This is a genomic window from Nitratireductor aquimarinus (genome assembly GCF_017255295.1).
GTDB classification, from domain to species: Bacteria; Pseudomonadota; Alphaproteobacteria; order Rhizobiales; family Rhizobiaceae; genus Nitratireductor; species Nitratireductor aquimarinus.
Map to the genome: position 1 here is coordinate 46,188 of NZ_JAFKDE010000003.1, position 12,290 is coordinate 58,477.

Here is a 12,290-nt window from a genome sequence, read left to right on the forward strand (position 1 = left end):
GGACGGTGCGTAAGGTGGCCGCGAGGGGCGCGGAGCCGCTGCTAGTCGGTCCCAGAAGGCCATTCACTCAAGCAGCTGTCTTCTTGTCCGAAAACGCTACGAACCAGATTTTTGAAGACCAACAAGCTCACCAAGCTCGATGACCTGCTGCAAAAACATCTCCAGATCCCCGGTCGTCGTCCTGTGATTGCAGATCGCCACACGCAGACAATGCTTGCCGGAGACTGTCGTGTCCGAAATGGCAGCGATGCCTGCTTCCTGCAGGCGCAGCATGATCTCGACGTTCAGATCTCGCAGCGCGGCCTCCGTCATCCCGCCCGGATCGTAGCGGAAGCAGACGATATTAACGGTCGGCGCCACAATGAGGTCGAGCTTCGCGGCCTCTTCTATGCGTCGCGCCAGATATGCCGCCTGCGCGATGTTTTGATCGATAAGACGGCCGAATTTTTCACTGCCGTGCTCCTTCAGTGTCAGCCAGACCTTCAGGGCGCGGAAGCCGCGGGAGGTTTGTAAATTATAGTCGTGCAGGAACTCACTGGCCGCGATGCCGCGTGTTTTCTCCTCGAGATATTCCGGGTGCAACGCGAAGGTGCCGCGATGGACCGATGCATCCCGGATGATCGCGCAGCCGGCTTCGAAGGGCACATGCAGCCATTTGTGGGGATCGAGAGCAAGTGAATCTGCTTCTCCGATCCCGTCCACGAGCCCGTGGTTTTGCGGAGCAATCGCGATGAGCGCGCCGATACACCCGTCAACATGCAGCCAAAGACCCTCGCGCGTGCAAAGTGTCCTGAGGCCGTTTACGTCGTCTATCGCCCCCGTATTGACCGTGCCGGCGGTGGCGATGACGCAGGCCGGGAGAAAGCCTGCCGCGCGGTCCCGGGCAATACAGTCCGCCAGCGCGTCCAGATTGATCCGGTAGTCGGGACCGGTTGGCACCCGGCACAGGGCGTTGTTGCCGAGACCAAGCAGTTCGACGGCTTTCTGGTGACAGCTATGGACTTGGTCTGAGGCATAGAACCTCAGCGGTTTTTCAAGTTGGGCAACGCCGTTCGCCCGGACATCGCCGCCCGCCATGGCGTTTCTGGCAGCGGTCAGGCCGATGATGTTGGCCATTGACCCGCCACTCACCAGCGTGCCGCTCGCATCGGCGGGGAAGCCCATCAGTGTCTTGAGCCATCCCACCACCTGCCGATCCATCAGGGCCGCCGCGTTGTTGCCACCCCCGAGGTTCGAACCGTCGACTGCAGCGAGGAATTCGGCAAGCGCACCGGTCAGGCTGCCCGAACCCATGAACCACATCCAGAATCGGGGGTGGATGTTGCCCATCGGGTAGGGCATCAGGATTTCCTGCAGCTCCTGATAGAGTTCTGCCGCAGGAGCGGGGTCTTTCGGGAGAGGGGAGGCAAAGGCTTCTCGAACGGCAGGGGGCATTTCCTGCCAGAGCGGGCGGTCACGCACGTTCCTGATATGCGCCACTGCGTCGTCTATCATCTGGTGGCCCAGCTGACGCAGCGCCTCCCAGTCGTTCGGATCCAGAGTTTCTTCGCGGATTTGGCTATTGGCTTGGTCCATTGTGAACACTCCTCGTCGAAGTCACTGACCGTTTTCCGTACCCAACGTCAGGCAGGAGCTTACCACGGTTTTCGGTATGCGTGACTTGCAAGATCCCGGCGTTTGCGGGCTGGGCACGAACGCAGTCGCTGAGTGAACGGATCTTCGGAATCGGGAGCGTGTCGGCTTCAAGGAGCCTGGCAGGGAGAATGCGTTCCACGAGCAGGGAAGTCGTGTTTCGCTCTCATGCTTTGCTATGCTGAAACGTGATGTTTGTCGTGCATTCGCTTCAATGCAATTCCATCAACAAAACCAAAACATCGTCTGGAGTGTTGATGGTGGGCGCGGCAGGGATTGAACCTGCGACCCCACCCGTGTGAAGGGTGTGCTCTCCCGCTGAGCTACGCGCCCGTTGACGAAAGCTTCGTCAAGCGAGCCGGGATATAAGGGGCGGGGTGGCCGGGTGTCAAGCGGGCTTTCGAAACTGATTTCAGGATGCCGTGGCGGCGATCAGGCTCTCGGCCATCTCGACAGTCAGTTCGTCGAACCCCGAGATGACGCGGGACGGTTCGAATGCGCTGACATGGCGGTCCGTATAGCCGAAGTCGACTGCAATGACGGGAATGCCGGCCGCCTTGGCCGTGTCGATGTCGGTGCGCGAATCGCCCACCATCACGGCACGCTCCGGGTCGGCCCCGGCCATGGCGATGGTGCGCAAAAGGTGGCCCGGATCGGGCTTGCGCATCGGAAACGTGTCGCCGCCGCAGATTGCCTTGAAATGACCGATCACGCCCAGCGCCTCGAGAAGCGAGAGCGACATGCCTTCAAGCTTGTTGGTGCAAACGGCGGTCGTGTATCCCGCAGCCTGAAAGCGTTCGATGGCTTCGATCGCGCCGGGGAACGGTTTTGAGCGGCCGGGAACATTGGCTGTATAGTGGTCGAGGAAGATGGCCTGCAGCGCGTCGAGCTGGCCTTCCGCAAGATGCCGCTGGCGCAGCGCGAAGGCGCGTTCAATCATCACGCGGCTGCCAAAACCGACAATGCGGTTGATGTCTTCGCTTTTCACCGGTTCCATGTCGACGGTTGCAAGGCAGTGGTTGAGGCTGTCGAGCAGGTCGGGTGCCGTATCCACGAGCGTGCCGTCGAGGTCGAAAACGATGATTGGCGCTGACATGTTGTCCCCTTCTTGAATAATCTTGGGATAGCGCGCAGTGCAGGTCTAGGCAAGGTATGCCGCTTATGTGCCTTGCATTGCGGGGAGCGGTAAAACGGGTTAGGAACCGCTCAGAACGGACCGGGGGCTAAATTGTCGGCTGATATGCGTGAATTGAAGATCGAGGCGGCGCGTGCCGCACTGGACCAGGTGCAGGATGGAATGCGTTTGGGAATCGGCACCGGATCGACTGCCGAGGAATTCGTGCGCGTTCTGGCCGAGCGCGTCGCTGGCGGGCTTTCCGTCATCGGTGTGCCAACGTCGGAACGCACGGCTGCGCTCTGTAAAGAACTAGGTGTGCCGCTGACCACGCTGGACGAAACGCCTGAACTCGACCTCACCATCGACGGCGCCGACGAGATCGGCCCGGAACTCGGCCTCATCAAGGGCGGTGGCGGCGCGCTCCTGCGCGAAAAGATCGTGGCTGCTGCCTCGCAGCGCATGATCGTCATCGCCGACAAGACCAAGATGGTCGAATCGCTCGGTCGCTTCCCGCTGCCCATCGAGGTCAACGCGTTTGGTCTGCGCGCCACCGTTGTGGCCATTGAAAAGGTTGCGAAAGAGCTTGGGCTTGAAGGACCGCTTGCGGTTCGTGAGCGCGATGGCAAACCCTTTGTGACCGATGGTGGACATCTCATCGTCGATGCATCTTTTGGCCGCATTCCCGATCCAAGAGCATTGGCAATCGCCTTGAACGCCATACCCGGCGTTGTTGAACATGGCCTGTTTCTCGACCTTGCCGACACCGCCTTCGTGGCGGGAGACGGTCAGGTGCGAACCGTCGGGGCCGCATGAACAAGAATGGAGTGAGAAACACATGAACCTGGCAACCCGCATGCGCCTTGCCGCTGCCTCTGCAGCCGTGGCGATGACGTTCGCATTCGCTCCTGCCAACGCGCAGGACATTTCCGCTTCGCATCTTGCTGCGGCGCGTTCCGCAATCGATGCGATCCACGCGACCGACGATTTCGATGGCGTGCTGCCGCAGGCCGCCGCCGCGCTGAAGTCCGAGCTAATCCGCAAGAACCCGGATCTGGTGGCGCTCATCAACGCCACGGTGGACGAGAAAGCCATCGAGCTTGCAACCCGCCGTGTGGATCTCGAGCGTGAAGCCGCTCAGGCCTATGCCCGCGTGTTCTCTGAGCAGGAACTGACCGAGATCGCGAATTTTTACGATTCGCCCACCGGTCGTAAGCTGATCGAGGACGGTCCCATCGTGACCCGTGAAGTGCTCAAGGCCGGCGAGATCTGGCGTCGCGGCATTGCCCGCGATCTGGCGCAGATGGTCGGCGAGCAGATCCAGGCCGCTGCCCAGGCGACCGGTGGCGGAGCTGCTGCCGGCGAGGGCGAAGCCGCCCCGGCCCAGTAAGCTTTCGATCACGAAACAGTTAGAGCCCGGTCGTCGCACCGGGCTTTTATTCTTGTGCGGCGGTTTCTACCTCTGGATCGCTGCGCGTCCATCCGGACGCACAACGGACGATCTGGACGATCGATGGGGCATCGGAACAACCCGAAAACCGGATGCCACTTTCCGGTCCGATGCTCTGGACCGCTGTAGGATTTTGGCGCCACGCGTTGGCGCCGCATGTTTGCGATAGGGGCGCAATTCGCTTTCGAGACGCGCTCCGCAAGGCCCTGGGGGGCGAGGATCAGAAGATGAGCGAATTCGATTACGATCTCTTTGTCATTGGTGGCGGATCGGGCGGCGTGCGCGCTGCGCGTCTGGCGGCGGGGCTTGGAAAGCGCGTTGCCGTGGCCGAGGAGTACCGTTTCGGCGGCACCTGCGTCATTCGTGGCTGCGTCCCGAAAAAGCTCTATGTCTATGCCTCGCAGTTTCCCGAGCATTTCGAGGATGCCGCCGGTTATGGCTGGACGGTGCCGGAAGCCACTTTCGACTGGAAGACGCTGGTCGCCAACAAGGAACGCGAAATCACGCGGCTTGAAGGGCTTTACCGCAAGGGGCTGGAAAATGCCGGGGCCGAGATCATCGAAGCCCGCGCCACGCTGGTTGATCGCCATACGCTCGACGTAGGGGGCAGGCGCGTGACGGCTGACAAGATCATCATCGCTGTCGGTGGTCGTCCCAACCCGCATCTGGCGCTTCCCGGCCACGAACATTGCATCTTCTCGAATGAAGCCTTCGATCTGGCGGAATTGCCCAGGGCCATCGTCATCGAGGGCGGCGGCTATATCGCCGTCGAGTTCGCCAACATCTTCCATGGCCTGGGCGTCGACACAACGCTCGTTTATCGGGGCAAGGAAATCCTGTCGCGTTTCGATCAGGATCTGCGCCGCGAACTTCACGCCACGATGGAAGCGAAGGGCATCAAGATCCTGTGCCATGACGTGCTGACCGAGATCGAAAAGCGCGGCGAGGGCGATCTTCTGGTGCATCTGAAATCGGGCAAGACAATCGAGGCAAGCCAGGTCATGCTGGCCATTGGCCGTCTGCCCAACACGGAAGGTCTCGGGCTTGAGGCTGCCGGCGTGGAGACGGGCAAGGGCGGCGAGATCCCGGTCGACAATTACTCGCGCACCAATGTCGACAACATCTGGGCGCTGGGCGACGTCACCAACCGCGTGCAGCTCACCCCGGTCGCGATCCACGAGGCCATGTGCTTCATCGAGACCGAGTACCGGAACAACCCGACCGAGGTCGATCATGACATGATCGCCACGGCCGTGTTCTCGCAGCCCGAGATCGGCACTGTGGGCCTCTCCGAAGATGAGGCCGCGAAGCGTTTCGACAGGCTCGAGATCTACCGCGCAAGCTTCCGCCCCATGCGTCACACCCTGTCTGGCCGTCAGGAAAAGATGCTCATGAAGCTCGTTGTCGATGGCGACAGCCGCCGCGTGATCGGCGCTCATGTGATGGGTCCGGATGCCGGCGAGATGGCGCAGCTTCTGGGCATCGCCTTGAAGGCGCGCCTGTCGAAGGACGATTTCGACCGCACCATGGCCGTGCATCCCTCCGCCGCCGAGGAGCTTGTGACCATGTACGCGCCGACCTATCGCGTCGAAAAGGGCGAGCGGGTCGGCTGACATGGACAGGCGTGCGGGTGAAGGCGCTCTGGTCGCCTATTTCGGTTATGGGTCGCTCGTCAATCGCGACACCCACCGCACCGAGATCGTCGACGCGCTGCCTGCGCGCCTGAAAGGCTGGCGACGCCACTGGGTGCGTCGTGACGAAGAAAGCAGCCGCGCGCTTCTGAGCGTGCGGCGCGATCCGGCATCCGTCATCGACGGGCTCCTGGTTATTGACCGGGCGGAAAACCTGCCGGCGGTCGATCTGCGCGAAGAGCGCTATCAGCGCGTGTCGCTTGCGCCAGCAGACCTTGAGCTTTCGGCGGACTTGCCCGCCGATTGCCCGCTTCACGTCTATGAAGCGAACCTGGTTCATGCCCCCGTTCGGCTTGAAATCATCCAATCCTATCTCGACGCCGTGCTTCAGGGATTCCTGCGTGAATATGGCCGTTCCGGCGTCGAGCGCTTCGTCTCCGAGACCGAAGGGTTTGACGCGGAAATTCTTGCTGATCGCAAGACGCCAACCTACCCGCGTGCGGTGGTGCTCAGCGATGAAGAAAAGAGCCTGTTCGATGCAATTTTAATGCAAAAAATCGAATGAAATGCATTTTTCGTGCGCCGGTGTTTCCTGTCCGCCACAATTGCGGGCTAGTATCGGGCGCATCCTTTGGTTAAGGAGGTGGCCTTCCAGTATCCGTCTTGGAGTTTTGAGCGGATAGAGGGCATGATCCTATAGCAACTGTCGAGTAAGCAAGATGACGAAGTGGTCGCCGAATTCGTGGAGAAACAAGCCTATCCTGCAGGTTCCGGCTTATCCGGACGCCGCCGCCCTGGCCGAGGTCGAGGCGCGCATGGCCACGTATCCGCCGCTCGTTTTTGCAGGTGAGGCGCGCAAGCTCAAGAAACAGCTCGCTGCCGTGGCCGAGGGCAACGGTTTTCTGCTGCAGGGCGGCGATTGCGCCGAGAGCTTTGCCGAGCATGGCGCGGACAATATCCGCGACTTCTTCCGCGCATTCCTGCAGATGGCCGTCGTCTTAACCTATGCTGGCTCGCAGCCCGTGGTGAAGGTTGGCCGCATTGCCGGTCAGTTCGCCAAGCCGCGCTCCTCCGACAACGAGACCAAGGGTGATGTGGTTCTGCCGAGCTACCGCGGCGACATCATCAATGGCATTGAGTTCGAGGAGAGCTCGCGCATTCCCGATCCGGCGCGCCAGGAAATGGTCTATCGCCAGTCGGCAGCGACCCTGAATCTGCTGCGCGCTTTCGCGCAGGGCGGTTTCGCCAATCTGGACAACGTTCACAAGTGGATGCTGGGCTTCCTGTCCGACAGCCCGCAGGCTGAGCGTTATCAGGAACTGGCCAACCGCATTTCCGAGACGGTCGATTTCATGCGCGCCATCGGCATCACCGGTGAAAGCACGCATGCGCTGCGCGAGACGGATTTCTACACCAGCCATGAGGGCTTGCTTCTCGGTTACGAAGAGGCGCTCACGCGCGTCGATTCCACCTCCGGCGACTGGTACGCCACGTCCGGCCACATGATCTGGATCGGCGACCGCACCCGCCAGCCCGACCATGCGCATGTGGAATACTGCCGTGGCATCAAGAACCCGCTCGGCCTCAAATGCGGTCCTTCGCTTTCGCCGGACGGTCTGCTTGAGCTGATCGACATTCTGAACCCGGAAAACGAACCGGGCCGTCTCACCCTGATCGCCCGCTTTGGTGCGGACAAGGTGGGCGACTACCTGCCCAAGCTCATCCGCGCGGTGGAGAAGGAAGGGCGCAAGGTCGTCTGGTCCTGCGATCCGATGCACGGCAACACCGTCACTGCTGCCGGCTACAAGACGCGTCCCTTCGACCGCATTCTCAAGGAGGTTCAGACCTTCTTCGAGGTGCACCGCGCCGAAGGCTCGCATCCGGGCGGTCTGCATGTGGAGATGACCGGCAAGAACGTCACCGAGTGCACGGGCGGCGCGCGCGCCATCCGCGACGAGGAACTGCAGGATCGCTACCACACCCATTGCGACCCGCGTCTCAACGCCGATCAGGCGCTCGAACTGTCTTTCCTGGTGGCTGAACTCCTGAAAAAGGACCGTGAGGCTCTGCCGGCAGACAAGGTCGCCAACGCGTGAAGCTGGCCTGAACCCTGGGTTCAGGCTTTCGCGATGCCTGTTGCGGCGCGCGGCTGATATCATGGTTCCGAAACGGTTCGACTGGTTTCGGAGGGATGCCATGACTGAACGACATGACGGATCGTGCCTTTGTGGCGCGGTCCGTTTTCACACTGAGGGCGCGCTGCGTGGCGTCGTCTATTGCCATTGTTCACAGTGCCGCAAGCAGACCGGGCTCTATTACGCCGCCACCGATGTGGATGTCTGTAACCTTGCCATTGAGGGTGAAGACAGTCTCACCTGGTATGCGGCATCCGGTTTTGCCAAGCGCGGTTTCTGCAAAACCTGCGGCTCTGCGCTTTTCTGGAAGCGGGACGGCGCAGACCGGGTTTCCATCCTTGCCGGCGCGTTCGATCTGCCATCCGGCCTTGCGGCGGAACGTCATATTTTCGTGGCCGGCAAAGGCGATTTCTATGCTATCGCCGACGGGTTGCCGCAGCATGCGCGCGGCAGTCCCGATATTATCGTTGCCGGGAGTGATACACAGGAATGACCGAATTGCCCGAAACGCTGAGGCTGGATACGCGCCCCGGTCTGCCTGCCGATCTGCGCTATCTCGTGGAAAAATACCCGCGCGAGGTCTGGCCCACCCATCCCAATCTCGGCGAGATGGCGCAGTTCTGGCTGCAACGGCACGACATGTTTCGCGAACTTGGCGGCATGTTGAAGACCAGCATGGGCGATTACAGGGAAGGGCGTCTCGCGCCGCGTGAGTTCGCCGGCTGGTTTGCGCCCCGCCTTCGCTTCTTCCTGCAGCAGCTCAATGGCCACCACCAGATCGAGGATATGTATTACTTTCCGGTCTTCGCCGCTGCGGAGGCGCGGATGAAACACGGCTTCGATCTTCTGGACAGTGATCATCACGTCATCCATGACGCGCTGGAGCGCAATGCGCAGGCCGGAACCGCGTTCCTTCAGGCGCTTCAGGCCGATCAGGATCGCCAGCGTTTTGCCGCCGACGCCTATGCGCGCGAGAACGAGGCGCTGCTTGCCATGCTTCTGCGGCATCTGGACGATGAAGAGGATCTGATCATCCCGCTCATTCTAGACCGCAGTGAGGAGGGGCTTGGCGTCAGCCTCTGATCCCCGGCAGCGTGTTGCAAGCAGGGGATGCAAAGGCTAAACGCTTTGAAGTCCAAGCAGTTCTCGCCCATTGAACAGGAACGTCATGGCCCCCAAACCTGCCTCTCCCGATATTCTGCGCATCGCCACCGCCCAGCTCAATCCGGTTGTGGGCGATGTGGCTGGCAATTTAGCAAAGGCGCGTGAAGCACGCGCGGATGCTGCCCGTCATGGCGCCGATCTGGTCCTGTTCACCGAACTGTTCATCGCCGGCTACCCGCCGGAAGATCTGGTTTTGAAGCCTGCCTTCGTTGAAGCGTGCGAGCGCGCGGTGCGGGAACTCGCCGAAGAGACGAAGGACGGCGGCCCCGGTGTCATCATCGGCGTTCCGTTGAAGCGCAAGAGCGGTCTGCACAATGCGGTCATGGTGCTGGATGGTGGTGAGGTGATCGCCGAGCGTTACAAGCTGGACCTGCCCAATTACGGCGAATTTGACGAAAAGCGCGTCTTCCAGCCGGGGCCGGACATGCCGGGACCGGTCAATTTCCGCGGCATTCGCATCGGCATTCCTGTCTGCGAGGACATCTGGGGCGATCTCGATGTGTGCGAAACGCTGGCTGAATCCGGCGCGGAAATGCTTCTGGTGCCCAACGGCTCGCCCTATTATCGGGGTAAAGTCGAGGTGCGCCACCAGGTGGTCATCCGTCAGGTGATCGAGAGCGGCCTGCCGATCCTCTACGCCAACCAGCTTGGCGGTCAGGACGAGCTTGTCTTTGACGGCGCATCCTTCGCCATTCAGGCCGACAAGTCGCTGGCCTTCCAGATGAGCGAATTCGAAGAGGCCGTTTCCATCTCCGCATGGAAGCGGGATGGCGAGGGCTGGCGCTGCGACGACGGCCCGCTCTCAAAGATCCCGGAGGCCGAAGAGGCCGATTATCGCGCCTGCATGCTGGGCCTGCGCGATTATGTGAACAAGAACGGCTTCAAGAATGTGGTGCTGGGCCTTTCCGGCGGCATCGATTCCGCGATCTGTGCGGCCCTGGCCGTCGATGCGCTGGGCGAGGAGCGGGTGCGCTGCATCATGCTGCCCTATCGCTACACGTCAGAGGAATCGCTCAAGGATGCGCAGGATTGCGCCCGCGCGCTCGGCTGCCGTTATGACATCGTGCCGATCTCAGAGCCGGTCGAGGGCTTTTCGAGTGCGCTTGCCGCGCTCTTCGGGGGCACCAATGAAGGGGTGACGGAGGAGAACCTTCAGAGCCGTACCCGTGGCACCATCCTCATGGCCGTCTCCAACAAGTTCGGCTCCATGGTCGTCACCACCGGCAACAAGTCGGAAATGTCGGTCGGCTACGCGACGCTCTATGGCGACATGAATGGCGGGTTCAATCCCATCAAGGATGTCTACAAGATGCAGGTCTACGCCCTGTCGGGGTGGCGCAACACGAGCGTGCCGCCCGGCGCGCTCGGTCCATCCGGCGAGGTCATCCCGCAGAACATCATCGACAAGGCGCCCTCGGCAGAGCTGCGCCCCGACCAGACGGATCAGGATTCCCTGCCGCCCTATCCGGTGCTCGACGATATTCTGGAATGTCTGGTGGAAGGCGAGATGAGCGTCGACGCCATCGTCGCGCGCGGCCATGACCGCGACACGGTGCATCGCATCGAGCATCTTCTCTACATCGCCGAGTACAAGCGCCGGCAGGCAGCGCCCGGCGTCAAGATCACGAAGAAGAATTTCGGGCGCGACCGCCGCTATCCGATCACGAACAGATTCAGGGATCGTTCGTAAGGCTCTGTTTTAGAATTGCTTTCTGAGCTTTCATGCGGCTCGCACCAATCCGGTGCGGGTCGCATTTCTATTCGCGGATTGAATCCGGGATGAAGTGCAGAGTGCTGTTTCTGCTGTCTTTTCCCGTTTCTATCGCTCTCTCTCGTTTTCCAGTTCCGCCCGCGTTGAGTAGACCTGGTCCACCAGCCCCCAGTCACAGGCTTCCTGCGCGGTCATGAAGAAATCGCGGTCGAGCGTGCGCTCCACCTCGTCTTCCGTGCGCCCGCAATGATGCGCATAAAGCCCGATCAGCCGCCGCTTCAGTTTGAGGATATCCTCGGCATGGCGCTGTACGTCGGATGCCTGGCCGCGAAAGCCGCCGGAGGGTTGATGCAGGACGATGCTCGCATTGGCGAGTGCAGCGCGCCGGCCGGCTTCCCCGCCCATCAGGAGGAATGATCCCATGGAGCCGGCAGTGCCCATGCACACGGTCGCCACCGGGCTCTTGATGAAGCGCATCGTGTCGTAGATCGCAAAGCCGCTCGACACCACGCCGCCCGGCGAGTTGATGTAGAATGAGATTTCCCGCTCCGGGTTCTCCGATTCCAGAAACAGAAGCTGCGCGCAGATCAGTGCAGCCGAGTCGTCGTTCACTTCGCCATTCAGAAAGATGATCCGCTCCCGCAGGAGCCTTGAAAAGATGTCGAAGGAGCGTTCGCCTTTCGGCGATTGCTCCACCACCATGGGGACGAGCGCCATCGTTTCGCGCATGCGCGATCTCCTTTGTTGTCGATGTCGGTTTGCGTGGGCGTCAGGCGGCGCGCGCCATCGGCACTCCATTGGCATTGGCGGCCATGCGCGGCAACGTGCTGGCGCTGTGCGTCAGACGAAAATGCGTGTGCCCGCCGGGGGCGGGGCTGATCTCGAAGGTGACCAGCGTATCCGGCGCGTCGGTGTTCCGGTCGCGCCAGGCATAGCGAACACGCGAGCAGGGCTCTTCGTCCACCATCTCATAGGCGGGCGATGTCTCGCCGTCGCCGGGTTCGCCGAGCCAGCTTGCCGCCAGTTCGGGAATGGTGAGGGCACGCCAGACCTTCTCCGGCGATGATTCCAGAACATACTCCAGAACGATGTTTTCGTTCGTCTTTTCGTCGTTCGCGTCGCTCACTGGTCCATCTCCCTGAGCAGCGTTTTGAGCCTGTCGACCCGTTCGGGCCAGAAGGCGCGATAGCGGGCGAGCCAGTCGACCACCGGGGCGAGCCCGTCGGGCCGGATGCGGTAGCGCATCTGCCGGCCGCTCTTTTCCTCTTCGATCAGGCCCGCGCTGCGCAGCACGGCCAGATGCTGCGAGATCGCCGGCTGTGACATGGCGAGCCCTTCGCGCAGCTCTGTCGCGTTGCGTTCGCCAGCACTCAGCCGTTCCAGCATGTGCCGGCGGGTCGGGTCGGCCAGCGCCTTGAAGATATCCGTTTCTGTCATGCGCAATAGATAAGTC

The 12,290-nt window shown here is 61.4% G+C and carries 13 protein-coding genes and 1 tRNA gene; 8 read left to right on the top strand and 6 right to left on the bottom strand.

The window, feature by feature from the left end; all coding sequences use genetic code 11:
* Positions 1-96: 96 nt before the first annotated feature.
* The 3 genes from JYP46_RS04885 to JYP46_RS04895 all read right to left on the bottom strand — a co-directional run bounded on the left by JYP46_RS04885 (position 97) and on the right by JYP46_RS04895 (position 2,728).
* On the bottom strand, positions 97-1,575 hold the full coding sequence (locus JYP46_RS04885; RefSeq protein ID WP_206546309.1) for a pyridoxal phosphate-dependent decarboxylase family protein: 1,479 nt from the start codon (positions 1,573-1,575) through the stop codon (positions 97-99).
* A gap of 315 nt (positions 1,576-1,890) precedes the next feature.
* A tRNA-Val gene (locus JYP46_RS04890) sits at positions 1,891-1,965 on the bottom strand.
* Positions 1,966-2,044: 79 nt separating this feature from the next.
* Entirely contained in the window at positions 2,045-2,728 is a 684-nt protein-coding gene (locus tag JYP46_RS04895) for an HAD family hydrolase (RefSeq protein WP_113155391.1), read from the bottom strand.
* Positions 2,729-2,872: 144 nt separating this feature from the next.
* Between JYP46_RS04895 and rpiA the strand changes: the two genes are divergently transcribed.
* The 8 genes from rpiA to JYP46_RS04935 all read left to right on the top strand — a co-directional run bounded on the left by rpiA (position 2,873) and on the right by JYP46_RS04935 (position 10,816).
* A complete protein-coding gene (rpiA, locus tag JYP46_RS04900; RefSeq protein ID WP_206546308.1) occupies positions 2,873-3,562 on the top strand; it encodes a ribose-5-phosphate isomerase RpiA in 690 nt (229 codons plus the stop codon).
* Positions 3,563-3,584: 22 nt separating this feature from the next.
* Complete coding sequence (locus JYP46_RS04905) at positions 3,585-4,136, top strand: DUF2059 domain-containing protein (protein ID WP_113155389.1); 552 nt, start codon at positions 3,585-3,587, stop codon at positions 4,134-4,136.
* Positions 4,137-4,423: 287 nt separating this feature from the next.
* Entirely contained in the window at positions 4,424-5,809 is a 1,386-nt protein-coding gene (gene gor / locus JYP46_RS04910; protein ID WP_206547464.1) for a glutathione-disulfide reductase, read from the top strand.
* Between the two features lies 1 nt (position 5,810).
* A complete protein-coding gene (locus tag JYP46_RS04915) occupies positions 5,811-6,392 on the top strand; it encodes a gamma-glutamylcyclotransferase family protein (protein WP_206547465.1) in 582 nt (193 codons plus the stop codon).
* A 154-nt stretch (positions 6,393-6,546) separates the two neighbouring features.
* On the top strand, positions 6,547-7,923 hold the full coding sequence (locus tag JYP46_RS04920) for a class II 3-deoxy-7-phosphoheptulonate synthase (protein ID WP_206546304.1): 1,377 nt from the start codon (positions 6,547-6,549) through the stop codon (positions 7,921-7,923).
* A 100-nt stretch (positions 7,924-8,023) separates the two neighbouring features.
* Positions 8,024-8,455 carry a GFA family protein gene (locus JYP46_RS04925; protein ID WP_113155385.1) on the top strand — a complete coding sequence of 144 codons (432 nt, stop codon included), beginning with the start codon at positions 8,024-8,026 and terminating at the stop codon, positions 8,453-8,455.
* On the top strand, positions 8,452-9,045 hold the full coding sequence (locus JYP46_RS04930; protein WP_206547466.1) for a hemerythrin domain-containing protein: 594 nt from the start codon (positions 8,452-8,454) through the stop codon (positions 9,043-9,045). Before JYP46_RS04925 ends, JYP46_RS04930 begins: the two co-directional genes overlap by 4 nt.
* Positions 9,046-9,130: 85 nt before the next feature.
* Positions 9,131-10,816 carry an NAD+ synthase gene (locus JYP46_RS04935; protein WP_206547467.1) on the top strand — a complete coding sequence of 562 codons (1,686 nt, stop codon included), beginning with the start codon at positions 9,131-9,133 and terminating at the stop codon, positions 10,814-10,816.
* 129 nt (positions 10,817-10,945) lie between these two features.
* Here the strand turns inward: JYP46_RS04935 and JYP46_RS04940 are convergent, their stop codons facing one another.
* From JYP46_RS04940 to JYP46_RS04950, 3 genes are read right to left on the bottom strand one after another with little or no spacing between them, the layout of a single operon-like run.
* Positions 10,946-11,566 carry an ATP-dependent Clp protease proteolytic subunit gene (locus tag JYP46_RS04940; RefSeq protein ID WP_206547468.1) on the bottom strand — a complete coding sequence of 207 codons (621 nt, stop codon included), beginning with the start codon at positions 11,564-11,566 and terminating at the stop codon, positions 10,946-10,948.
* Positions 11,567-11,606: 40 nt separating this feature from the next.
* The gene (locus JYP46_RS04945; RefSeq protein ID WP_113155381.1) at positions 11,607-11,963 is read right to left on the bottom strand and encodes an SRPBCC family protein; all 357 of its coding nucleotides are present in this window, start codon (positions 11,961-11,963) and stop codon (positions 11,607-11,609) included.
* Entirely contained in the window at positions 11,960-12,274 is a 315-nt protein-coding gene (locus JYP46_RS04950) for an ArsR/SmtB family transcription factor (RefSeq protein WP_113155380.1), read from the bottom strand. The genes JYP46_RS04945 and JYP46_RS04950 overlap by 4 nt, the downstream gene beginning before the upstream one ends.
* Between the last annotated feature and the right edge of the window lie 16 nt (positions 12,275-12,290).